At 61.9% G+C, this 23,228-nt stretch carries 23 protein-coding genes; 12 read left to right on the forward strand and 11 right to left on the reverse strand.

All coding sequences use genetic code 11. The features are described from left to right. Positions 1-95: 95 nt before the first annotated feature. Genes fepC through fepD form a run of 3 tightly spaced genes read right to left on the reverse strand, consistent with a single transcriptional unit; the run spans position 96 to position 2,886 of the window. The gene (fepC, locus tag NB069_RS05550; RefSeq protein ID WP_250588343.1) at positions 96-896 is read right to left on the reverse strand and encodes an iron-enterobactin ABC transporter ATP-binding protein; all 801 of its coding nucleotides are present in this window, start codon (positions 894-896) and stop codon (positions 96-98) included. After that, the gene (gene fepG, locus NB069_RS05555; protein WP_250588354.1) at positions 893-1,882 is read right to left on the reverse strand and encodes an iron-enterobactin ABC transporter permease; all 990 of its coding nucleotides are present in this window, start codon (positions 1,880-1,882) and stop codon (positions 893-895) included. Before fepG ends, fepC begins: the two co-directional genes overlap by 4 nt. Then, the gene (gene fepD, locus NB069_RS05560; RefSeq protein ID WP_250588356.1) at positions 1,882-2,886 is read right to left on the reverse strand and encodes a Fe(3+)-siderophore ABC transporter permease; all 1,005 of its coding nucleotides are present in this window, start codon (positions 2,884-2,886) and stop codon (positions 1,882-1,884) included. The genes fepG and fepD overlap by 1 nt, the downstream gene beginning before the upstream one ends. Before the next feature lie 111 nt (positions 2,887-2,997). Here fepD and entS point away from each other — a divergent pair, with 111 nt between their 5' ends. Further along, positions 2,998-4,233: an enterobactin transporter EntS gene (gene entS, locus NB069_RS05565; protein WP_250588358.1), complete on the forward strand. Its 1,236-nt coding sequence runs from the start codon at positions 2,998-3,000 to the stop codon at positions 4,231-4,233. Between the two features lie 101 nt (positions 4,234-4,334). On the opposite strand, the gene fepB is transcribed toward entS, so the two are convergent. Beyond that, on the reverse strand, positions 4,335-5,294 hold the full coding sequence (gene fepB / locus NB069_RS05570) for a Fe2+-enterobactin ABC transporter substrate-binding protein (RefSeq protein ID WP_250588360.1): 960 nt from the start codon (positions 5,292-5,294) through the stop codon (positions 4,335-4,337). A gap of 187 nt (positions 5,295-5,481) precedes the next feature. Between fepB and entC the strand changes: the two genes are divergently transcribed. From entC to entH, 5 genes are read left to right on the forward strand one after another with little or no spacing between them, the layout of a single operon-like run. Continuing rightward, complete coding sequence (entC, locus tag NB069_RS05575; protein ID WP_250588362.1) at positions 5,482-6,657, forward strand: isochorismate synthase EntC; 1,176 nt, start codon at positions 5,482-5,484, stop codon at positions 6,655-6,657. A gap of 9 nt (positions 6,658-6,666) precedes the next feature. After that, positions 6,667-8,277 carry a (2,3-dihydroxybenzoyl)adenylate synthase EntE gene (gene entE, locus NB069_RS05580; RefSeq protein WP_250588364.1) on the forward strand — a complete coding sequence of 537 codons (1,611 nt, stop codon included), beginning with the start codon at positions 6,667-6,669 and terminating at the stop codon, positions 8,275-8,277. A gap of 11 nt (positions 8,278-8,288) precedes the next feature. Then, positions 8,289-9,143 (forward strand): isochorismatase, encoded by an 855-nt coding sequence (locus NB069_RS05585; protein ID WP_250588370.1) that lies wholly within the window; start codon positions 8,289-8,291, stop codon positions 9,141-9,143. Positions 9,144-9,145: 2 nt separating this feature from the next. Next, the gene (gene entA, locus NB069_RS05590; protein WP_250589457.1) at positions 9,146-9,892 is read left to right on the forward strand and encodes a 2,3-dihydro-2,3-dihydroxybenzoate dehydrogenase EntA; all 747 of its coding nucleotides are present in this window, start codon (positions 9,146-9,148) and stop codon (positions 9,890-9,892) included. Continuing rightward, positions 9,893-10,306, forward strand: coding sequence for a proofreading thioesterase EntH (entH, locus tag NB069_RS05595; protein WP_250588376.1), 414 nt, complete (start codon positions 9,893-9,895; stop codon positions 10,304-10,306). A 103-nt stretch (positions 10,307-10,409) separates the two neighbouring features. On the opposite strand, the gene NB069_RS05600 is transcribed toward entH, so the two are convergent. The 3 genes from NB069_RS05600 to NB069_RS05610 are packed head-to-tail and all read right to left on the reverse strand — an operon-like array spanning position 10,410 to position 12,715. After that, positions 10,410-11,522: a M20 family metallopeptidase gene (locus NB069_RS05600; protein WP_250588378.1), complete on the reverse strand. Its 1,113-nt coding sequence runs from the start codon at positions 11,520-11,522 to the stop codon at positions 10,410-10,412. Between the two features lie 12 nt (positions 11,523-11,534). Next, positions 11,535-11,999 carry a YjiG family protein gene (locus NB069_RS05605; protein WP_250588379.1) on the reverse strand — a complete coding sequence of 155 codons (465 nt, stop codon included), beginning with the start codon at positions 11,997-11,999 and terminating at the stop codon, positions 11,535-11,537. Next, positions 11,999-12,715 carry a nucleoside recognition domain-containing protein gene (locus NB069_RS05610; RefSeq protein ID WP_250588381.1) on the reverse strand — a complete coding sequence of 239 codons (717 nt, stop codon included), beginning with the start codon at positions 12,713-12,715 and terminating at the stop codon, positions 11,999-12,001. The genes NB069_RS05605 and NB069_RS05610 overlap by 1 nt, the downstream gene beginning before the upstream one ends. Positions 12,716-13,006: 291 nt before the next feature. Here NB069_RS05610 and cstA point away from each other — a divergent pair, with 291 nt between their 5' ends. Together cstA and NB069_RS05620 are read left to right on the forward strand one after the other, a co-directional pair. Then, positions 13,007-15,112 carry a pyruvate/proton symporter CstA gene (gene cstA / locus NB069_RS05615; RefSeq protein WP_250588383.1) on the forward strand — a complete coding sequence of 702 codons (2,106 nt, stop codon included), beginning with the start codon at positions 13,007-13,009 and terminating at the stop codon, positions 15,110-15,112. Positions 15,113-15,171: 59 nt separating this feature from the next. Next, positions 15,172-15,369 carry a YbdD/YjiX family protein gene (locus tag NB069_RS05620; protein ID WP_139564535.1) on the forward strand — a complete coding sequence of 66 codons (198 nt, stop codon included), beginning with the start codon at positions 15,172-15,174 and terminating at the stop codon, positions 15,367-15,369. Here the strand turns inward: NB069_RS05620 and NB069_RS05625 are convergent. The 4 genes from NB069_RS05625 to NB069_RS05640 form a co-directional block, all read right to left on the reverse strand. Then, a complete protein-coding gene (locus NB069_RS05625) occupies positions 15,366-15,770 on the reverse strand; it encodes a helix-turn-helix domain-containing protein (protein WP_250588385.1) in 405 nt (134 codons plus the stop codon). The two genes, NB069_RS05620 and NB069_RS05625, sit on opposite strands and share 4 nt — an antisense overlap. Further along, entirely contained in the window at positions 15,751-16,047 is a 297-nt protein-coding gene (locus NB069_RS05630) for a type II toxin-antitoxin system RelE family toxin (protein WP_250588387.1), read from the reverse strand. The genes NB069_RS05625 and NB069_RS05630 overlap by 20 nt, the downstream gene beginning before the upstream one ends. 190 nt (positions 16,048-16,237) lie before the next feature. Beyond that, on the reverse strand, positions 16,238-16,981 hold the full coding sequence (locus tag NB069_RS05635) for an SDR family NAD(P)-dependent oxidoreductase (RefSeq protein ID WP_250588389.1): 744 nt from the start codon (positions 16,979-16,981) through the stop codon (positions 16,238-16,240). Between the two features lie 61 nt (positions 16,982-17,042). Next, positions 17,043-18,140, reverse strand: a complete 1,098-nt coding sequence (locus NB069_RS05640) for an oxidoreductase (RefSeq protein WP_250588390.1) — start codon at positions 18,138-18,140, stop codon at positions 17,043-17,045. Between the two features lie 158 nt (positions 18,141-18,298). Between NB069_RS05640 and NB069_RS05645 the strand changes: the two genes are divergently transcribed. The 4 genes from NB069_RS05645 to NB069_RS05660 all read left to right on the forward strand — a co-directional run bounded on the left by NB069_RS05645 (position 18,299) and on the right by NB069_RS05660 (position 23,203). Beyond that, a complete protein-coding gene (locus NB069_RS05645; RefSeq protein ID WP_250588392.1) occupies positions 18,299-19,801 on the forward strand; it encodes a sugar ABC transporter ATP-binding protein in 1,503 nt (500 codons plus the stop codon). After that, the gene (locus NB069_RS05650) at positions 19,798-20,793 is read left to right on the forward strand and encodes an ABC transporter permease (protein ID WP_250588394.1); all 996 of its coding nucleotides are present in this window, start codon (positions 19,798-19,800) and stop codon (positions 20,791-20,793) included. Before NB069_RS05645 ends, NB069_RS05650 begins: the two co-directional genes overlap by 4 nt. Positions 20,794-20,813: 20 nt before the next feature. Next, positions 20,814-21,878, forward strand: coding sequence for a sugar ABC transporter substrate-binding protein (locus NB069_RS05655; protein WP_250588396.1), 1,065 nt, complete (start codon positions 20,814-20,816; stop codon positions 21,876-21,878). 83 nt (positions 21,879-21,961) lie between these two features. Next, positions 21,962-23,203 carry an LVIVD repeat-containing protein gene (locus NB069_RS05660; RefSeq protein ID WP_250588398.1) on the forward strand — a complete coding sequence of 414 codons (1,242 nt, stop codon included), beginning with the start codon at positions 21,962-21,964 and terminating at the stop codon, positions 23,201-23,203. Positions 23,204-23,228 lie beyond the last annotated feature (25 nt).

The raw sequence follows: 23,228 nt of genomic DNA on the forward strand, positions 1-23,228 counted from the left end.
CCCTCACCCCGGCCCTCTCCCCAAAGGGGCGAGGGTGAAAAGACGGCTCCGTGCGATCCCCTCTCCCCTATGGGGAGAGGGTTAGGGTGAGGGGATCAGACCGCTCGTTTCCCCAGCGGCACCACCAGCGGCGTGCCCGCCACCGGGTCGTCAATGATCATGCAGCGCATGCCGTAGATCCGCTCGATCAGTTCCGGGGTAACAATCGCTTTCGGCGCGCCTTCCGCCACAATCCTGCCATCTCGCAGGGCAATCAGATGGGTGGCATAGCGGCAGGCCTGGTTAAGGTCGTGCAGCACCGCCGCCAGGGTAAAGCCCTGGGTGCGGTTCAGATCGCTCAGCAGTTCCAGCAGGTCGATCTGATGGCTGATATCCAGCCAGGTGGTCGGCTCGTCCAGCAGCATGATCGACGTCTCCTGGGCCAGCACCATCGCAATCCACGCCCGCTGGCGCTGCCCGCCGGAGAGCGTGTCCACGCTCTGCGCCGCCAGGTCGGTGATGCCGGTGGCCTGCATCGCGCGGGTGACCGCCACCTCATCCTCTTTACGCCAGCGGGTAAACAGCGGCTGGTGCGGATAGCGCCCGCGCGCCACCAGTTCCTGAACGGTGATATCCCCCGGCGTGGTGGCGTTTTGCGCCAGCAGCCCAACCCGGCGCGCCACCTCTTTGCTGGCAAAGCGCTGGATCTGCTCCCCGTCGAGATACACGCTGCCGTGCAGCGGCGTCATCAGACGGCTCAGGGTGCGCAGCAGCGTCGATTTCCCGCAGCCGTTGGGGCCGATAATGGCGGTGAAGTGGCCGTCGGGGATCGCCACCTGCAAATTTTCAGCCACGATTTTTTTACCGTAGCCGAGGGTCAGATTGTCGCCGCGCAAGCGGGTTGCAGTCTCTGTCATTTCTTGCGGGACTCCTGAACAAGCAAGACGATGAGGTAGATCCCGCCAAGACTGACGGTTACCACCCCCACCGGAAGTTGATACGGCATAAACAGCTGCTGGGCGCAGAGATCTGCCGCCAGCAGCAGGAGCGATCCGCACAGCGCCGACTGGGTTAACCCCCAGCGGGCGGTGCCGCTCAGACGGCGGGCGATGTGCGGCGCCACCAGCGCAATAAAGGAGATCGGCCCGGCGATGGCGGTGGCCGCGGCGGTTAGCACCACCGCCACCAGCATCAGCAGCAGTCGCGAACGCTCGACGCTGACGCCCAGCGCACAGGCGCTGTCGTCGCCCATCTCCAGCAGGCGCATGCGCTTCATCATCAGCCACGCGCAGATAAACATCAGCACGATCAGCGGGGCGGCAGGCAGGGTTTTGGCCCAGGTCAGGCCGTTGAGCGACCCGGCGAACCACAGCCCGGCCGAGAGCGAGGTCTCCAGCGACGCCTGCAGCAGTAGCCAGGTATTAAAGGCCATCAGCATGGCGCGCATGCCGATACCGATGATGATCAGGCGGAAGGTTTCGATCCCGTCGCGCCAGGCCAGCAACCAGACGACGAGCGAGGTCAGAATACCGCCCGCCATCGCCGCCAGCGTGATGGCCGTCAGATGCTGACCAAACAGCACCATCGCCACCAGCACGCCGCTCCAGGCCCCGGTGTTAAAGCCCATCACGTCCGGACTGCCGAGCGGGTTGCGCATCAGCGACTGGAATATCGCGCCGCTGATCCCCAGCGCCGCGCCCACCAGCAGCGCCATCGTCACGCGCGGCAGCCGCCATTCGTTGACCACCATGGTGATATTGCGCGGGGCACTGCCGGTAAGGGCATCCAGAACCTGAGTGAAATCAAGTACCACCGCGCCGCTCTTAAGGCTGAACATCGCCACGCCGAGGCTGACCAGCACCAGCACCAGGCAGCTGAACACTAAACGTCGGGACGGGGCCATCACAGGGCACCTCCGCGCTGGCGGCGCACCAGGAAGATCAGCACCGGCGCGCCGATAAAGGCGCTGACCACCGAGACGCGCAGCTCCCCGGGCACCAGCAGACGCCCCAGAATATCGGCAAACAGCAGCAGGGCAGGGGTGGCGAGCAGGGTGACCGGCAGCGACCAGCGGTGATCCGCCCCCACCAGCCAGCGGGCCATGTGCGGCATCATCAGGCCGATAAAGGCGATGGGGCCGACCACCGCCGTGGCGCTTCCGCACAATACGGTGATGGTCAGTAACCCCAGCAGCTGGGTGCGCGCCACGCGGCTGCCCAGCGCGGTGGCGGTATCGCTGCCGAGGCTCAGGCTGTTCAGCGCCCGGCTCAACAGCAGGGCTACCGCGGCGGCAACCAGCACCGGCACGCTCACCACCTGTAATGTTTGCAGGGTACGGATATCCAGCGAGCCCGCCTGCCAGAAGCGCAGCTGGTCGTAGACGTCCGGGTTGAGCAGGGCGATGCCGTTGGAGAGGCCCTCCAGCACCGCGCCCAGCGCCACGCCCGCAAGCGTCAGGCGCACCGGGCTGAGCTGGCCCCCGCCCTGGCTGCCGGTGAAGGCCACCAGCAGGGAGGCGGCAAACGCGCCGCACAGGGCCATCACCAGCTGTTCACCGGGAGAGGAGAAACCAAACAGCGCCGCCCCCAGCACGATGGCGAAGCTCGCCCCGGCGTTAACGCCGAGAATGCCCGGATCGGCCAGCGGGTTGCGGGTCAGGGTTTGCATCAACGCCCCGGCGAGACCGAGGGCGGCACCGGCCAGCAGCCCGGCAAGGGTGCGCGGCAGGCGGGCATCCCGGACGATAGTGCAGTCGGCGCTTTGACAGGTAGCGGAGAAGGCATCGACCACCACCGAAAACGGCAGCGGTCTGGCACCCACCAACAGACTGAGGGCGATTGCCAGCGTGAGCAGTAACAGTAAGCCGGGCACGGCAACGGCGCGTGACGCGGAAAGGGAGTACGACATAGCTACATCCATGATTTGATAATGATAGTAATTATCGTTATCTATCTTATTTGGCTATGTTAGCATGTGCGGCCATGGAATTGGTACAAAAGAAACCATTAAGGCTTTGTAATGACCCGACAATCCTGGCTGCTCAACCTCAGCCTGCTGAAGACCCATCCGGCGTTTCGTGCTGTTTTTATTGCCCGTTTTATCTCCATTTTGTCCCTTGGCCTGCTCGGCGTAGCCGTACCTGTGCAAATCCAGATGATGACCCACTCCAGCTGGCTGGTGGGGCTCTCCGTCACCCTGACCGGCGGGGCGATGTTTATTGGCCTGATGGTGGGCGGGGTGCTGGCGGATCGCTACGAACGTAAGAAGCTGATTCTGCTGGCCCGCGGCACCTGCGGGGTGGGGTTTGTCGGCCTGTGTCTGAACGCCATGCTGCCGGAGCCGTCGTTGATTGCGATTTACGCCCTCGGCCTGTGGGACGGCTTTTTTGCCTCCCTTGGCGTAACCGCGCTGCTGGCGGCGACACCTGCGCTGGTGGGGCGCGAGAACCTGATGCAGGCGGGGGCCATCACCATGCTCACCGTGCGGCTGGGATCGGTGATCTCGCCGATGGTCGGGGGGCTGCTGCTCGGCACCGGGAACGTGGCCTGGAACTACGGCCTGGCGGCCGCGGGTACCTTTATCACCACCTTAACCCTGCTGCGGCTGCCTTTACTGCCGCCTCCGCCGCAGCCGCGCGAACATCCCCTGAAGTCCCTGCTGGCGGCAATCCGTTTTCTGTTCAGCAACCCGCTGATCGGCGGCATCGCCCTGCTGGGCGGGCTGCTGACGATGGCGAGCGCGGTGCGGGTGCTCTATCCGGCGCTGGCGTTGGAGTGGCAGATGAGCGTCTCGCAGATTGGCCTGCTGTATGCCGCCATCCCGCTGGGCGCGGCATTCGGGGCACTCACCAGCGGCAACCTGGCCCAGAGCGCGCGTCCGGGGCTGATTATGCTGCTGGCGACCCTGGCCTCGTTTATCGCTATCGGCTTCTTTAGCCTGATGCCGGTCTGGGCCCTGGGCGTGGTCTGTCTGGCGCTGTTCGGCTGGCTGAGCGCGGTGAGTTCGCTGTTGCAGTACACCCTGATCCAGACCCAGACCCCGGAGGCGATGCTCGGGCGAATCAACGGCCTGTGGACGGCGCAGAACGTCACGGGGGATGCCATCGGCGCGGCGATACTGGGTGGGCTGGGCGCGATAATGACCCCGGTGGCCTCGGCGAGCAGCAGCGGGTTTGTGCTGGCGATAGTAGGGGTGATGTTGCTGGTGGTGCTGGCGGAGTTACGCCGGTTCCGGCAGGAGGTTGCCACGGTTTAGCGGGGTGGAATATGCCGGGCGGCGGCTTCGCCTTGCCCGGCCTACGGTTTTCTCCCTCTCCCTGTGGGAGAGGGTCGGGGTGAGGGCATCAGGCCGCACGATTATTTAAACAACGTCTCTAACCGCTCTAACACCCGCGTCGCACTGAAATAATCCAGACGGAAGGTCTCCGTGCCCAGCGCCCAGACGCGTTTGTTTTGCACCGCCGGGAGGTGGGCCAGCAGCGGGTTGGCGTAAATCGCCGCCACGTCTTTCTGGTCGCCGGCAAACAGGAACAGCCCTTCGCCGTTCAGCCCGGCCGCCAGGTTTTCCCCCCCTAACTGCACGATGTCGTGGCGCTTGCCCTGACTCTGGGACGGGTTCAGCCCGGCGGGCAGGGCGGCAAGGGAGAAGCCTAACTGTTGCAGCAGCTTGCCCTGCGCCGATTCGGCGGTCCACAGGTTGGCGCTGTGGGCGGCGGCGGTATAGACAATGGCGTTAACCGGCTGCGGCGGCAGCGTCATCTGCTGCTTCACCCGGGCGAGCTGCTTATCAAATTCCGCAATCCGCGCCGCGGCCTGCTTCTCCTGGCCGGTAAGAGTGCCGAGCTGGGTCAGCAGCGCCTGCCAGCTTTTGTCGTCGTAATTAATGATAAGCGTCGGGGCGATGGCCGAGAGCTGATCGTAGAGCGCGACGGCGGAATCGCCCCCGGTGGCGCTGATCAGGATCAGATCCGGCATCTGGGCGGCAACGGCTTCGGCACTCGGCTCGCCGATATAGAGCCGCGCCAGCTTACGCTGTTTCGCGATGTCGCCCCACTGGCGCAGGAAGCCCTGATCGTCCGCGACGCGGTTGTTTGGCGTGGTGGCACCGCTGGCGACCACCGGGGCGTCAATGGCCAGCAGAGAGCCGGTAAGGGTCACGCTGGTGGAGACAATGCGCGTCGGTTTGCTCTCAAGGGTATGAGTGCCACGGCTGTCGGTTACCTGACGCGGCCAGTCGGCGGCGACGGCTGAGGTTAATCCTGAAATTAAAAGGCTGATGAAAAGCAGGGTGTTACGGCATGCGGCGGGCAGTTTCACTAAGGGGCATCCTGTTTTTGTTGAAGTTAATGCTTCTCATTTTCATGAATGAGGCCGGGGGATGCAAGCGATAGTCGCACAAGTTGCGCGCTCTGCGGTTGACACCATCGCGCTCTGGGATTAGGTTAGCCAGCGAAAATATAAATGATAATAATTCTTACTGCTTTTATCATTTCAGGAGGATGATATGGATACGTCACTGGCTGAGGATGTTCAGCACACCGCGACCCGGCTTTCAAAAGACAGCTTCTTTTTTATGTCGCCCTATCGCAGTTTTACCACCTCTGGCTGCTTTGCCCGTTTTTCCACTCCCGCCGTTGGCGGCGACGATCCGGCGAGCCCATTCCAGCAGCAGCTGCACCAGGCCTTTGCCAACGCCAAAGCCGCAGGCATCAGCAACCCGGTGATGGTAGGGGCTATCCCCTTCGATACCCGCCAGCCGTCGTCGCTGTTTATCCCGGAGCAGTGGCAACCTTTTGCCCGCCCGGCGCGCCAGCAGTCTGCCCGCTATGCCACCCATTCGGCACCGCTGACGGTGAAATCCCGCACCGAGATCCCGGCGCAGTTAGCGTTTGAAGAGATGGTGGCCCGCGCCGCCGCGCTCACCGCCACCCCGCGGGTCAACAAAGTGGTGCTCTCCAGGCTTATCGACATTGCCACCACAGAGAACATCGACAGCAGCGCCCTGCTGGAAAAACTGATTGCCCAGAACCCGGCCAGCTTTAACTTCCACGTTCCGCTGGAGGACGGCGGAGTGCTGCTGGGGGCAAGCCCGGAGCTGTTGCTGCGTAAAGAGGGGGCGCACTTCAGCTCCCTGCCGCTGGCCGGTTCCGCACGTCGCCAGCCGGATGACATTCTCGATCGCGAGGCGGGCAACAAGCTGCTGGCCTCGGAAAAAGATCGCCACGAACACGAGCTGGTCACCCAGGCGATGAAAGCGGTGCTGGCTCCGCGCAGCCATCAGTTGACCATGCCTGCCTCTCCGCAGCTGGTCACCACCCCGACCCTGTGGCACCTGGCTACCCCGGTGGAAGGCGAGGCGCGTGAGCATGAAAACGCCCTGACCCTGGCCTGCCTGCTGCACCCGACCCCGGCATTGAGCGGCTTCCCGCACCTGGCGGCGAAAGCGCTGATTGCCGAGCTGGAGCCGTTCGACCGCGAACTGTTCGGCGGCATCGTCGGCTGGTGCGACAGCGAGGGCAACGGCGAGTGGGTGGTCACTATCCGCTGCGCGCGCATTCAGGCCAACAGCGTGCGCCTGTTTGCCGGGGCCGGGATTGTTCCGGCCTCATCGCCGGTGGCCGAATGGCGCGAAACCGGCGTGAAACTGACCACCATGCTCAACGTTTTTGGCTTGCACTAAGGATTAAACATGACCCTTCCCTTTACCCGCTGGCCCGATGATTTTGCCCGCCGCTATCGTGAAAAAGGCTACTGGCAGGATCTGCCCCTGACGGACATTCTTACCCGTCACGCCGACAGCGACGCGCTGGCGATTATCGACGGCGAACGCCGCATCACGTACCGCCAGTTCCACCAGTCCGTCAACAACCTTGCCTCTGCGCTGCAGGCCAAAGGGATCAAGCGGGGCGAAACCGCCCTGGTGCAGCTGGGCAACGTCGCCGAGTTCTACATCACCTTTTTCGCGCTGTTGCAGGTGGGCGTGGCCCCGGTAAACGCGCTTTTCAGCCATCAGCGCAGCGAGCTGAACGCCTACGCTTTGCAGATCAAACCAGCGCTACTGATTGCCGACCGTGAACACGCCCTGTTTGCCGGGGATGATTTCCTGAATACCTTTGTCGATCAGCACCGCGCCGTGCGCGTGGTGCTGTTACGCGGTGATGAGGGGGAACACGCCCTGGAAGCGTCGATTGCCCGAAAGGCGGAGAACTTTATCGCCACCCCGACGCCGGCCGACGAAGTGGCCTTCTTCCAGCTTTCCGGGGGGAGCACCGGCACGCCGAAGCTGATCCCGCGTACCCACAACGACTACCTCTACAGCATTCGTCGCAGCAACGAGATATGCGGCATCACCGCCCAAACCCGTTACCTGAACGCGCTGCCTGCCGCGCATAACTTCGCCATGAGCTCGCCGGGCACGCTGGGGATCTTTATGGCCGGGGGCTGCGTGGTGCTGGCTCACGATCCGAGCGCCACGCTCTGCTTCCCGCTGATCGAGCAGCATCAGGTCACCGTTACCTCGCTGGTGCCGCCTGCGGTCAGCCTGTGGTTACAGGCTATTGCGGAGGGGGCAGGCAATGCCCAGCTGGCGTCGCTGAAACTGTTGCAGGTGGGCGGGGCACGCCTTTCCGCAACCCTTGCGACCCGCATTCCGGCGGAGATTGGCTGCCAGCTTCAGCAGGTATTTGGCATGGCCGAGGGGCTGGTGAACTACACCGCCCTGGACGATACGCCGGAGCGCATCATTAATACCCAGGGCCGCCCGATGTGTCCGGATGATGAAGTCTGGGTGGCCGATGAGCACGGTAATCCGCTGCCACACGGCGAGGTGGGGCGTCTGATGACCCGCGGGCCGTACACCTTCCGCGGCTATTTCAACAGCCCGGAGCACAACGCCAGCGCCTTCGATGAGAACGGCTTTTACTGCTCCGGGGATCTGATCGCCATTGACGAGCAGGGCTACATCACCGTGCAGGGGCGCGAGAAGGATCAGATCAACCGTGGCGGAGAGAAGATTGCCGCCGAAGAGGTGGAGAACCTGCTGCTGCGCCACGAGGCGGTGATCCACGCCGCGCTGGTGAGCATGGAGGACAGCCTGCTGGGCGAGAAGAGCTGCGCGTATCTGGTGGTGAAAAAGCCCCTGCGCGCGGTGGAGGTGCGCCGCTTCCTGCGCGAGCAGGGCGTGGCTGAATTCAAGCTGCCGGATCGCGTGGAGTGCCTGGAGGCACTGCCGCTGACGCCGGTGGGGAAAGTCGATAAAAAACAATTACGCCTGTGGCTGGCCGAACGGGCGCAGGGCTGAGGAGCAAGACGATGGCAATTCCAAAATTAACCGGTTACGCGCTGCCAGGGGCGGCCGATCTGCCGACCAACAAAGTGAGCTGGGCGATGGAGCCTTCCCGCGCCGCGCTGCTGATCCACGATATGCAGGAGTATTTCCTCAACTTCTGGGGCGATAACTGCCCGATGATGGCCCAGGTGGTGGCGAACATCGCCCGCCTGCGCGACTACTGCAAACAGCAGGGCATTCCGGTTTACTACACCGCCCAGCCAAAAGAGCAGAGCGATGAAGATCGCGCCCTGCTGAACGACATGTGGGGGCCGGGCCTGACCCGCTCGCCTGAGCAGCAGCGCATTGTCGCGGAACTGACGCCGGACGAGGCCGACACCGTGCTGGTGAAGTGGCGCTACAGCGCGTTTCACCGCTCGCCGCTGGAGCAGATGCTGAAAGAGACCGGCCGCGACCAGCTGATCATCACCGGCGTATACGCCCACATCGGCTGCATGACCACCGCCACCGACGCCTTTATGCGCGACATTCAGCCGTTCTTTGTCGCCGATGCGCTGGCAGATTTCACCCGTGACGAGCATCTGATGTCGCTCAAGTACGTGGCCGGTCGTTCCGGGCGCGTGGTGACCACCGACGAGCTGCTGCCCTCCATCCCTGCCTCGAAAGAGGCGCTGCGGGAACTGATCCTGCCGCTGCTGGATGAGTCCGACGAGCCGATGGATGATGAAAACCTGATCGACTACGGTCTGGATTCAGTACGCATGATGGCCCTGGCGGCGCGCTGGCGCAAAGTGCATGGCGACATCGACTTCGTGATGCTGGCGAAAAACCCAACCATTGACGCCTGGTGGGCGCTGCTCTCCCGCGAGGTGAAATGATGCTGGATTTCACCGGGAAAACCGTCTGGGTGACCGGGGCCGGAAAAGGCATCGGTTACGCCACCGCCCAGGCGTTTGCTGAGGCGGGGGCAAGGGTGACGGGCTTTGACGTCGCCTTCCCGCAGGCGAGCTATCCCTTTGCCACCGAAGTGCTGAACGTGGCTGACGCTGTTCAGGTAAACGAGGTTTGCGGGCGGCTGCTGGCGAACCTCGAACGCCTGGACGTGCTGGTTAACGCTGCCGGTATTCTGCGTATGGGGGCAACGGACCAGCTGTCGCAGGACGACTGGCAGCAGACCTTTGCGGTCAACGTGGGCGGGGCGTTTAACCTGTTCCAGCAGACGATGGGCCAGTTCCGTCGTCAGCAGGGCGGGGCGATTGTCACCGTGGCCTCCGACGCGGCCCACACCCCGCGCATCGGCATGAGCGCGTACGGCGCCTCGAAAGCGGCGCTGAAAAGCCTGGCCCTGACCGTTGGCCTTGAGCTGGCGGGCAGCGGTGTGCGCTGTAATCTGGTCTCGCCTGGATCCACCGATACCGACATGCAGCGCACCCTGTGGGTGAGCGACGATGCCGAGCAGCAGCGCATTCGCGGCTTCGGGGAGCAGTTCAAGCTGGGTATTCCGCTGGGCAAAATCGCCCGTCCGCAGGAGATCGCCAGCACGGTGCTGTTTCTCGCCTCTGACCACGCCAGCCACATCACGTTGCAGGATATCGTGGTGGACGGCGGCTCTACGCTGGGGGCCTAGATGATCTGGAAACGGCATTTATCGCTGGAGGCGCTGAACGCCACCAGCCCGAACACGATGGTGGCCCATCTGGGCATCTTTTATACCCGTCTTGGGGACGATACCCTGGAAGCCGAGATGCCGGTGGATGCCCGCACCCATCAGCCGTTTGGTTTATTGCACGGCGGCGCGTCGGCGGCGCTGGCGGAGACGCTCGGGTCGATGGCCGGTTTTCTGATGACCCGCGACGGGCAGAGCGTGGTGGGAACGGAGCTGAACGCCACCCACCACCGGGCCGTGGCGCAGGGTAAGGTGCGCGGAGTGTGTCATCCGCTGCATCTCGGGCGCACCAGCCAGAGCTGGGAGATTGTGGTCTATGACGAGCAGGGACGGCGGTGCTGTACCTGCCGGTTGAGTACGATGGTGTTGGGGTAGAGTGAGATTGTGCGTGCTGGCCCCTCACCCTAACCCTCTCCCCATAGGGGAGAGGGAACGATTACACCCTCTCCCCTATGGGGAGAGGGCCGGGGTGAGGGGTTTACAACATCGACACCACCCGCTTCAACAACCGGATGCGTGGCTCAATCGAGGCCGTATCCAGCCACTCCGCCGGGCTGTGGAAGCCGGCGCCGATGGGGCCAAAACCGTCTAACGTCGGGATACCCAGCGCGGCAGTATGGTTGGCATCGCTGCCGCCGCCCACCGCCTGCCAGCTAATGGCTATTCCTTCTTCGCGTCCGGCGTTTTCAACGACTTGCATTAAGGCCCGGGTGTCGTCGCTGGTGGCCATCGCCGGTTTATGAGTGACGCGGCTGAGGGTGGTAGTGACCCCATCGAGGAAGCCTTTCGCACATAACCCTTCCAGCGCCTGATGCACCCGGTCGTACTCGTCATTCTCCCAGAAACGCACGTCCAGTTCGGCATCTGCGCTGTCTGCCACCACGTTGCCCGCGCTGCCGCCCTGAATCACCCCGACGTTAAGCGTCGTGCCGCGATCCCGGTTGGTTAAGGCGTTAATGGCGATAACGGCGTTCGCCAGGGCTGTTATCGCCGAGCGGCCTTTCTCCGGGTCGTTACCCGCGTGCGCCGCCACGCCGCTGAAGTGCAGCTGGTAGCCCGCCATCCCCTTGCGGGCTTTCACCAGCGAGCCGTCGGCGCGTGCCGCTTCGCACACCAGCACGCAGCGGGAGCGTTTTGCCAGCTCGCCGATCCATTCGTGGGAGTGCACGGAGCCGGTCTCTTCGTCCGGGTTCATCGCCACCGCAATGGAGAGCCGCGCTTTGTCTGCCGCATCCAGCCCGCGCATCGCCCACAGAATATTCAGCAGGCCGCTTTTCATGTCCGAGACGCCGGGGCCATACAGGCGGGTGTCATCCTGACTCAGCGGACGCGCTGCCGCCGTGCCGGGCGCAAACACCGTATCGAGATGGCCCACCAGCAGTACGTCAAATTTCTCCGCCTTAGGTTTGTTGGTGACAAATACCCCGGGGCCGACCTGGTTGCCGAGATCCACCTGCTCCGTATGCCAGCCTTCGGCCTGCCACAGGCGCTGCATAATGCCCGCCACCGTGGCGACGCCGTCGAGGGTTCTGGTGCCGCAGTCGACGTTGACCAGGGTTTTCAGCTCTTCAATGTAATGTTCAAGGTTCATGTGAGGTCCTTTTCAGAGAATAATGCGCATCAGCAGCATGGCTAAGAAGGCGTTGATGACGGAGATACCGATCATCAGCGGAATACGGGTGGCGCGGGTGCCAATCACCCCCAGAATGCGCCCGAGGTACTGCACCTGGGAGCCCATCAGGTAGATGGCAGGCGCCAGGATCGCCAGGTGTTCGCCAGTGAGAATGCCTTTATCAAACAGGCCAATGGCGACGCCGATCCCGCCGCCCATCGACATCCAGCCGCCAATCAATACCGCAGCGGCTTCCCCCGGCAGGCCGAACAGCCCCATCAGCGGGGCGAAAACCATTCCCAGCCCTTTTAACGCCCCGGTGATCTCCAGGGCTTTGATGATGATAAAGGCCATTACCACGTTTGGCAGGGTGCTGCTGGTGGCGATGCCCCAGCCCTTGCGGGCCCCTTCGACGAAGACGTCGGTGATGACAGGATTTGAGTGTGGGGCGCTCATCAGGCTTCTCCTTGTGCCGGGGCAGAGACGGGGGCTTTATTCTGGAATCTGACGATCAGGCGCATCATGTTGGCGCCGACGATTTTCATGATGAACATCACCGCGATGCAGGCGCCGATGGAGGTCGGCACCGCTGCCGTCCCGTCGATGGCCACCAGGGTGAAAAGGATCGCGCCGGACGAAAAGAAGTTGGTGATCATCGCCCCGGCGGAGAACTGGAACATGGCGAAAACGTCTTTTTCGTTCTCGGTGATCTGCCCCTCATCGGCGAGGTTGCGGGTCAGGGAGGCACCCACGTCGGTGCTTTGCAGGCTGCCGATCAGCGCCAGACCGGTGGTGCCCGGGATGCCCAGCAGGGGGCGCAGTAATGGGGTCAGCAGTTTACGCGCGGCGCGCAGGGCGCCGTAGTGCTCCAGCACGTTGATCATCCCCAGCGCAAACATCACCGCCGGGATAAGCCCGAGGGCAAAGAGAAAACCATCCATCGCGCCGCTGCCGCCGGTGCCACGAAAGGCGCTGGTGGCGGTGGTTAAGGTGCCATCCTCAAGACTCGCTTTACTCACCACCTTGCCAAACGCGCCGTTGAGCGTGGTGAAATCAAACACGCCGTACCACTCCTTGCCGCCTAACAGGCCAGAGAAAAAAACGGCGGCAAACGCCAGAGCAAAATAGGCGCCGGGACCAACCTTGTACTCCTCAGGGTGTGAACTTTTCATTTCCTTATCCTTGTTAATGTGAGGTCTCGCCTGGCTATTCTGGTGAGAAAAGCCACAAAAAAACTGATGTAAATCATCCTGTAATTGCGGACAGGGGAAAATTTGCGCGAAGTGTGAAGTGGGTAATAAGCGGGGCGAAGGGGAGGCAAGGTGAAAGTGATCGGCTTAACAATGTTATGTAAATGACTGGTTGGAAGTCTGTTTTTACGTGTAGTTGAGTTGTTAAATCTTAAGCGAGTGTTATAGATACAAAATGTAACATCTCACTTCTGCGATGATGGAAACCATATCATGAATAACTCAGGGAAATACCTCATATGGGCAGGGCTCTCCGTGGTGGGGGCCTTTGCGTTGGGCTATATCGCCCTCAACCGCGGTGAACAGATTAATGCGCTGTGGATAGTCGTCGCAGCGGTCTGTATCTATCTGATTGCCTATCGTTTCTACGGCAAGTTTATTGCCCGCAACGTGCTCTCGGTTGACCCGACGCGCATGACCCCTGCGGTGCGCCACAACGACGGCCTGGACTATGTCCCGACCGATAAAAAAGTGCTGTTCGGTCACCATTTTGCCGCCATTGCCGGGGCCGGGCCGCTGGTGGGGCCGGTACTTGCCGCGCAGATGGGCTATCTGCCGGGGATGATCTGGATCCTCGCCGGGGTGGTGCTGGCAGGCGCAGTGCAGGACTTTATGGTGCTGTTCGTCTCCACCCGCCGCGACGGACGCTCGCTCGGCGAGCTGGTGAAAGAGGAGATGGGCCCGACCGCCGGGGTCATTGCCCTGATAGCAACCTTTATGATCATGGTGATTATCCTCGCAGTGCTGGCGATGATCGTGGTGAAAGCCCTGACCCACAGCCCGTGGGGGACGTATACCGTCGCCTTTACTATTCCGCTGGCGATCTTTATGGGCATCTACATTCGCTATCTGCGCCCCGGACGCATTGGCGAAGTGTCGGTGATTGGCCTGTTCTTCCTGGTGTTCGCCATTATCTCCGGCGGCTGGGTGGCCGAGAGCCCAACCTGGGCGCCGTACTTTGACTTTACCGGCGTGCAGCTGACCTGGATGCTGGTGGGCTACGGCTTTGTGGCGGCGGTGCTGCCGGTGTGGCTGCTGCTGGCCCCGCGCGATTACCTCTCTACCTTCCTGAAAATCGGCACCATTGTCGGGCTGGCGATTGGCATCCTGATCATGCGCCCGACCCTGACCATGCCTGCGGTGACCAAATTCATTGACGGCACCGGCCCGGTCTGGACCGGCAACATGTTCCCGTTCCTGTTTATCACCATTGCCTGCGGTGCGGTCTCTGGCTTCCACGCCCTGATCGCCTCCGGCACTACGCCGAAGATGCTGGCGAATGAAAGCCAGGCCTGTTTTATCGGCTACGGCGGCATGCTGATGGAGTCCTTCGTGGCCATTATGGCCCTGGTCTCGGCCTGCATCATCGATCCGGGCGTCTACTTTGCGATGAACAGCCCGATTGCGGTGCTGGCGCCTGCCGGTACGGCGGACGTGGTGGCCTCTGCGGCGCAGGTGGTGAGCGGCTGGGGCTTCAGTATTACCCCGGATACCCTGAGCCACATTGCTAACGAAGTGGGCGAGCAGTCCATTATCTCCCGAGCGGGCGGTGCGCCGACCCTGGCGGTGGGGATGGCCTACATTCTGCACGGCGCGCTGGGCGGCCTGATGGACGTGTCGTTCTGGTATCACTTTGCGATCCTGTTCGAAGCGCTGTTTATCCTGACGGCGGTGGATGCGGGAACGCGTGCGGCGCGCTTTATGCTGCAGGATCTGCTGGGGGTGATCTCCCCGGGCCTGAAACGCACCGAATCGCTGCCTGCTAACCTGCTGGCAACGGCGCTTTGCGTGCTGGCGTGGGGCTACTTCCTGCATCAGGGGGTGGTCGATCCGCTGGGCGGCATCAATACCCTGTGGCCGCTGTTTGGGATCGCTAACCAGATGCTGGCCGGTATGGCGCTGATGCTCTGCGCGGTGGTGCTGTTCAAGATGAAACGTCAGCGTTACGCCTGGGTAGCCCTGGTGCCAACGGCCTGGCTGTTGATCTGTACCCTGACCGCAGGCTGGCAGAAAGCCTTCAGCCCGGATGCAAAAGTGGGCTTCCTGGCTATTGCCAACAAGTTCCAGGCGATGATCGACAGCGGCAATATTCCGGCGCAGTACACCGAGTCGCAGCTTTCCCAGCTGGTGTTTAACAACCGTCTGGATGCCGGGCTGACCATCTTCTTTATGGTGGTGGTTGTGGTGCTGGCGCTGTATTCTCTGAAGACCGCGATGGCCGCCCTGAAACAGGACAAGCCAACGGCGAAAGAGACGCCGTATGAGCCGATGCCCGCTAACTATGAAGAGATTGTGACCCAGGCGAAAGGGGCGCATTAACCTGTGTGCCGGGTGGCGATGGCGCTTACCCGGCCTGTATTACTTGTGAGATAAAAGCGATGTTCGACACCCTATCCAAAGCAGGAAAGTACTTAGGCCAGGCCGCAAAGATGATGATTGGCGTGCCGGACTACGACAACTACGTCGAGCATATGCGCGTCAACCATCCCGACCAGACGCCAATGTCTTATGAAGAATTTTTCCGCGATCGCCAGGATGCGCGTTATGGCGGCAAAGGCGGGGCCAAGTGCTGTTAACCCTCTTTCGGTAAATACAAACTAATCTGCTCCTGTTTACAGCCATAAATGGCTGCCAGTTTTTCGCGGGTGCGTTTTTGCGGGCGGGAATCTACGGCTTCAAGTTGCGACACGGCGGACTGGCTGATGCCCAGTTTGTCGGCCACCTCCTGCTGGGATAAGCCGCGATAGATGCGCCATGCCGCCTGCAGGCTGACATTCTGCCAGGTCATGATGCTGCACACGTCGCCGGGCAACAAGACGTTATCGTATATATCGTGCTCGATCTCAATCTCTTCCAGATCATCATCCGTTTCATCGTCGATTTCTGCCATCTGCAAGCGCATCCAAAAGTATTCGTCATAAGGGATAACGGCATACTGTGGTTTCCCTTCATCGTCCTTAATGATCTGAACAGCCATAGGGCATATCCTCCTCATGCAGGTAGGTTGTTGTGGTTCTACGTTTGACGTCTAAAACAATACATTCTTGATGGTGATTATCCTGAAGGGTAATGAAGATTCGATAATCACCTACTCGCAGACGGAAACGGTTCTCAGAAGCCGATATTTTCTTGATATCGGGTTGGAGAGCCGAGCGGTCATTCAGTCGGGCAAGTTTTGCTTCTATTCGCTGCCGATACCGGCTGTCGATTTTAGCGAGTGCCTTCTTTGCAGTCCGTGACCAAAAAATCACCATCCGTACCTCCACTGTACGCCCACACGAAATATAAGGAAATAATAAGACTATTAGATAAATTCCGAATGTCTTATGGGGCACTGTAGGGCGAAGGGCAGAGTGCAAAAAGCGGCAAAAGAGAGAACTCGGGGGCGGATCGAAAACGCCTCTGCCGGGCGACAGAGGCTAACATCAAAACTGCGAGCGGGCGTCAGGCATTCAGCCCGCCGTCCACGTCCAGGCCGGTGCCGGAGATCTGCCCGGCGGCGGGGCTGGCAAGAAAGGTTACCGCGGCGGCGACATCATCCGGCTGGCCGTAATGTCCGAGGGCAATAAGCTGACGCTGGGAGGCGGCCTGCTCGCCGTCCTCCGGGTTCATGTCACTGTTGGTGGGGCCTGGGTGGACCAGGTTAACGGTGATCCCGCGCGGGCCGAGATCGCGCGCCAGCCCACGGGTCAGCGAGTTGAGCGCCGATTTGGTCATGGAGTAGACGGCAATACCCGGCTGGGCCACGCGGTTGGCCAGACAGCTGCCAATATTGATGATGCGTCCGCCGTCTGACATATGGACCAGCGCCTCCTGAATGGCGATCACCACCCCGCGAATGTTGACGTTGATAAGGGCATCAATGTCCGCCAGGGTCATGGATTCCAGCGGGCCGCCGCGGGCAATCCCGGCGTTGTTCACCAGGATATCCAGCCCGCCAAGGCTGCGCGCTGCCTGGGTGACGGCGTCCTGAATCGCCTCTGCGCTGGCGCTGTCCGCCTGGATCGCCTCGGCGTGCCGCCCCAGCGCCCGGATTTCATCCGCGACGGCCTGGGCTTTATCGGCGGATTTTTCATAGGTGATAACCACATCGGCACCCGCCCGGGCGAGCGACAGCGCGATGGCACGGCCTAACCCACGGCTGGCACCGGTGACCAGCGCCTTCTTACCAGTTAAATCGATCTGCATGATGACCTCGTTGCGAGAGTGGTGATGATCATCATTAGGTATAGAAGGCCCGTTCCCGGCGTCAATGCGCCGGGTGGCTGAGGTTTTCCACCTTTTCAAACGCCGCGCGCAGAACCTCAGGCGTCAGGGCGATCGGCAGGGCGTGAATCGACTCTACCGGGCGCAGGGTGTGGGCGATAACCTTGTCCAGCTCCTCGCGGTTATGGATGTCCACCTCCAGCTCGCGCAGGGTGGTGGGCAGGTTAAAGCGCTGGTAGGCCGTTACCAGTTCACGCAGCACGTCGTCCTGACCCAGCAGGGCGCTCTGCACCAGAATGCCGTAAGCCACCTTAGTGCCGTGGAGGAATGGCGCGGTCTGCGGCAGCACCGTTAAGCCGTTATGCACCGCATGCGCTGCCGCCACGCGGGTGTAGCGCTCGCCGAGCCCGCCGACCATCCCGCCGCCCGCGATAATGGCGTCCACCACATCATGAAATTCCCGGGTCACTTCGCGGCGCGTCTGATCCGCCAGCGCCTGTTCGCTGTGCTGGAGCAGCACGTCACGGATCGCCAGCGCCCCGTTGATGCCGAGCCGCACCGTGAGCGGCAGATGTTCGGGCTGCGGAGCGAGTACCACCGCTTCATACCATTTCGCCAGGGTATCGCCGATCCCGGCCAGCAGATATTCCGCCGGGGCGTTGAGGATAATTTCCGGCTCGACGAGCACCAGATAGTTGGCATCGTTGAAGATCTCAAAATGCAGCGCCTGCCCGGCATCGTTGTACCACACCGACAGCGGGGTCCACGCCGCGCAGGTGGCGGCAATGGTGGGAATAGCCACCAGCGGCAGACCCAGACGGCGAGCCACCGCTTTGGCGGTGTCCAGCAGCGCGCCGCCGCCAACCCCAATCACCACGCTGCGATCGTCCCCCGCGTCCTGCGCCAGCGCATTCACATCGTGCTCGCTGCAGTGGCCTTTAAACAGCAGCCGCGTTGCCCCCTGGGCGTTAAAGCTCTCCGGCAGAAACGGGCGGGCGCCAGCAATGGCGCGTTCACCGTAGATCCACACCGCCCGGGAGAGCTGAGCCGGGGTGAAAAAATCGTCCAGGCGGGCCAGGGCGCCGCGATGGGAGTAGTAGTTTGCCGGGCCGGGAACGACGCGGATGTCAGTGTTGCTCATGATGGTGTCCTTTTTGCGAAGCGCTAACCCGATGTTATGTCTGGACATCCGGATGGCTAATACTTTTTTGCTTTATCTTATGCTTTTTCCGTCGTTGCCAGCCAGACAATGCTGTGAAAAATTCTATAAATCAAAAGATTAATTACAGGAAGCAGCGGATGATAACCAGTCGCCTCGAGATGCGTGGCATCAGCCTGGCTTTTTCTGGCTTTCAGGCGTTGTCGCGCGTTGATTTCACGCTGACGGGCGGATCGGTGCACGCGCTCACGGGCGCGAACGGCGCCGGGAAGTCCACCCTGATGGCGGTGCTGTGCGGGACGCACGGGCGCTATGAGGGGGAGATTAGCATTAACAATCAGCCCGTCGCCATTCGCCAGCCGGGGGATGCCAAACGGCTGGGCATTCATCTGGTGCAGCAGGAAGTGGACGTGGCGCTGATCCCCGGCCTCAGCATTGCCGAAAATATCATGCTCGACCATCTGGCGCAGCCGGGTCACCGCTTCCGCTGGGGCAGGATGCGCGAGCAGGCCCGCCAGGCCCTGGCGCAGCTGGATGTCACTCTCGACGTCCGGCGCACCATCGACAGCTGCACCCTGGCGGAAAAGCAGCAGATTCTGCTGGCGCGGGCGCTCTCCCATCACTGCCGCTTCCTCATTCTGGATGAACCCACCGCGCCGCTGGATGCCCACGAAAGCGAGCGGCTGTTTGCCGTGGTGCGCCGCCTCCAGCAGCAGGGGATCGGGGTGGTGTTTATCTCCCACCGTATTCACGAGCTGAAGGCGATCTGCGACACCCTGACGGTGCTGCGCGACGGCAAGCTGATTGAGTCCGGCCCGATGGCGCATCTCAGCGGGGAAGCTATCGTCGGGAAGATGCTCGGCCATGAGCTGAGCGACATCTACCCGCCAGCGCGACCGCCGCACAGCCAGGAGACGCTGCTCCGCGTGGAGGGCCTGCACGACGAAGGGCTGCTGAAGGATATCTCCCTGCACCTGCGTAAGGGCGAGATTCTGGGCATCGCCGGGCTGGCAGGGGCCGGAAAAACCGAGCTCTGCAAGGCGCTGTTTGGTGCCAGCAAAAGCCGGGTGGCGAAGGGTGAGTTAAACCACCAGGCATGGAAGCCGCGCGATCCGGCGGATTCCGTCCTGCGCGGGCTGGCGCTGGTGCCGGAGGAGCGGCGCAAAGAGGGGATCTTTATCGACGAGCCGGTGAGCATGAACCTGGCGGTGTCAGCGGATAACACCTTTTCGCGCTGGAGCCTGTTTGATCATCGCCAGGCATGGCGCTGGGCGGAAGAGGTGATTGCCCGGGTAGGGGTGCGCGCTCGCGGGCCGGGGCAGGTGCTGCGTCGTCTGTCCGGCGGCAACCAGCAAAAGGTGGCCATCGGCAAATGGCTGCGCGGCAACGCTCAGGTGCTGATCTTCGATGAGCCCACCAAAGGGGTGGACGTGAAGGCCAAAACCGATCTGTTCCAGCTCATTGACGGCCTGGCGCGGGAAGGCAAAGGGGTGATTTACGCCTCGGGCGAGTTCGCCGAGCTGGTGGGCCTGTGCGACCGCATCTGCGTGTTGTGGGACGGGCGCATCGTGGCGGAAGTCGAGGGGGCAAGCGCCCGTGAAGAGACATTACTTTATTATTCAACCGGAGGAACGGCGTCGTGAGCAAGGCCCTTTCAGTGACGGCGGCGGCGTCTGGCCGTCAGCAAATTTTCGATTTTCTCTATAAATGGGGCATGTTGCTGACGGTGGTCGCGCTGGTGGCTATTTTCGGCGTGGCGTCAGAGAACTTCCTCGATCCGAACAACATCATCAACATTCTGCGCTCCATCGCCATTGTGACGGTGATTGCCGTCGGGGTTTCTGTCTCCCTGACCATCGGCGGGTTCGACCTCTCCGTGGGATCGACGGCCTCGCTGGCCAATGCGCTGGTGATCTCGCTGTTTGTCTGGCACGGCTTTGGCACCACCGAATCCATTCTGATCACCCTCGCGCTCTGCACCCTGGTGGGGCTGTTTAACGCCTTTTTGATCGTCATCCTGCGCATTCCCGACATGCTGGCGACCCTTGCCAGCCTGTTTGTGATCCAGGGCGTGGCGATGACCTACAGCTACGGCGGGTCGATCACCGAAAACATGGTGCTGCCGAGCGGGGATATGGCGGAAGGAACCATTCCGGCGGCGTTTGGCGCGCTGGGCCAGGTGCCGACCATCGTCATCATCATGCTGGCGGTGACGCTGCTGGCCCAGTTGGGGCTGTCGCTGACCACCCACGGCCGCCGGATGTACGCCATTGGCGGCAACCCCGAGGCGGCACGACTGTCCGGGATCCGCACCACCCGCTACAAGGTGGCGGCCTACGTGATTGCCTCCCTGCTGGCGGGCCTGGGCGGCATTCTGCTGGCCTCGCGCATTGGCTCCTCGCAGGTGAATGCGGGTGGCGGCTATCTGATGGATGCCGTGGCGGCGGCGTGGATCGGCTTCTCGCTGGCGGGCTCCGGCAAACCGAATGCGCTGGGTACCCTGGTGGGGGCGGTGATCCTCGGCGTGCTCTCGAACGGGCTGGTGATGCTCTCGGTGCCCTATTACGCGATGGACATTATAAAAGGGCTGGTGCTTGCAGTGGCACTGGCGATGACGTACGTACAAAAACGCTAACAACACAACGGGATAACAGAATGAAAAAAGTTGCACTCTCTTTGCTGACGCTGGGATTACTGAGTTCACTCCCGGGCCATGCGGCGACGCCTGCGCCGGTTCCGGCGGCCATTGCCAACCACGACGGTCAGATCCGCATCGCTGTCATTCGTAACCTTGGCTCTGACGACAACACCACCCAGTTTGTGGCCGGGGCGATCCAGGAAGGGAAGAAGCTCGGCTTTAAGGTCAGCACCTTTTTAAGCAACGGCGACGATGCCAAATTCCAGGATTTCGTTAACCAGGCGATCAGCCAGAAATATGACGGGATTATTCTCTCCCAGGGGCGCGATCCGTACTCCACCGCGCTGGTGAAAAAGGCGGTGGATGCCGGGATCAAGGTGGCGGTGTTTGATACCGCGGTGAGCGGTGAGATCCCGGGCGTGACCGTTACCCAGCAGGATGACGCCTCCCTGACCAACCTGTCGTTCGGCCAGCTGGTGAAAGATTTCAACGGCAAGGCCAACATCATTAAGCTGTGGGTAGCTGGCTTCCCGCCGATGGAGCGTCGTCAGACCGCCTATCAGGAACTGCTGAAGCAGAACCCGGGCATAAAGGAGCTGGAGTCCATCGGAGCAGTATCTTCCGACGTGCAGGGTGACACCGCCAACAAGGTGGGCGCGGTGCTGGCGAAATACCCGAAAGGCAAGATCGACGCCATCTGGGGCACCTGGGATGCCTTCAGCCAGGGTGCCTATAAGGCGCTGAAAGAGAACGGCCGCACCGAGATCAAACTCTACAGCATCGACATCTCTAATCAGGATCTGCAGCTGATGCGCGAAGCAGGCAGCCCGTGGGCGGTGAGCGTGGCGGTGGATCCGAAGCTGATTGGCGCGACCAACGTACGTCTGATCGCCAACAAAATTGCCGGGGAACCGACGCCTGCGACCTATGACTTTAAAGCCGCGGCCATTCCGCAGGCGTTGCTGTCGGCCCAGCCGGGTGCGGTGAACGTGGCGTCTCTGGGCAAGATCATTCCAGGCTGGGGCCAGACCGAAGACTTTATCGCCCCGTGGTTTGCAACTTTGGAAGCGAAGGCAAAATAATGCCCGGTGGCGCTTCGCTTACCGGGCCTACGGTGTTGTAGGCCGGGTAAGGCGCAGCCGCCACCCGGCGAACAGGAGTTGAAGTGACCCACTTACCCACCCCCGAATACAGCCGTAACATGCGCTTAATCGGCCACAGCGACCAGGGCGGACGCCCGGACGGCGTGCAGCTGATGGTGCACCGCGGTTATGCGTATATTGGCCATATGGTGTCGCAGGGCTTTTCAATCGTTGACGTCCGCGACCCGAAAAACCCGACTGCGGCAGGCTACGTGCCTGCGCCGCCCGGCACCTGGAACGTGCATCTCCAGGCCCACGACGACCTGCTGCTGGTGATCAACGCCCGGGATCTGTTTGCCGATGCCCGCTTTGCGGATGAAAAGGTCTACTACACCCGTCAGGTGGGGGAGACGGTCAGCGACGTGCAGGACAGGGGCTGGAGCGCCGGGCTGCGCGTCTTTGATATCTCCACGCCGGATAAGCCGCGGGAGATCGGTTTTCTGTCGCTGAGTGGGATCGGCATCCACCGTATCTGGTACGTGGGCGGACGCTGGGCCTACGTCTCGGCGCTGATCGACGGCTTTACCGACTATATCTTCCTGACCATCGATCTGGCGGATCCGCGCAATCCACAGGTTGCCGGGCGCTGGTGGCTGCCGGGAATGCACCAGGCCGAAGGCGAGCATCCGGACTGGCCGGAAGGCAAACGCTACGCGCTGCACCACGCGATTATCGCGGGCGATACCGCCTACGGCAGCTGGCGCGATGGCGGCCTGACGCTGCTGGATGTGAAAGATCGCTCCCAGCCGAAACTGATTAGCCATCGAAACTGGAGCCCGCCGTTTGGCGGCGGCACCCATACCGCGCTGCCGCTACCGGATCGTGACTTGTTAGTGGTGCTGGACGAAGCGGTGCTCGATAACCAGGAGGACGGCGAGAAGCTGATCTGGCTGTTTGATATTCGCGAGCCGTCGAACCCGGTCAGTATTTCCACCTTCCCGCAGCCCGACGAGCGGGATTACGTGGCGAAAGGGGCGCACTTCGGCCCGCACAATCTGCATGAAAACCGCCCCGGGAGCTTTATCAGCTCAACGCTGATTTTTGCCACCTGGCAGAATGCGGGCGTACGCGCCTACGACATCTCCAATCCGTATCGTCCGGTAGAAACCGGGGCGCTGGTGCCCGCCGCGCCGGAGAAGATGATGGATACGCGGCCCAACCGCCCACAGGTGATCCAGTCCTGCGACGTGTTTGTGGATGCCCAGGGAATTATCTACAGCACGGATTATAACGGCGGGTTATCGGTGATTGAGTATTCAGGATAAAACGCCTCTCCCTTCGGGAGAGGCG

The sequence above is a fragment of the Leclercia adecarboxylata genome, assembly GCF_023639785.1.
Classification (GTDB): domain Bacteria; phylum Pseudomonadota; class Gammaproteobacteria; order Enterobacterales; family Enterobacteriaceae; genus Enterobacter; species Enterobacter adecarboxylatus_D.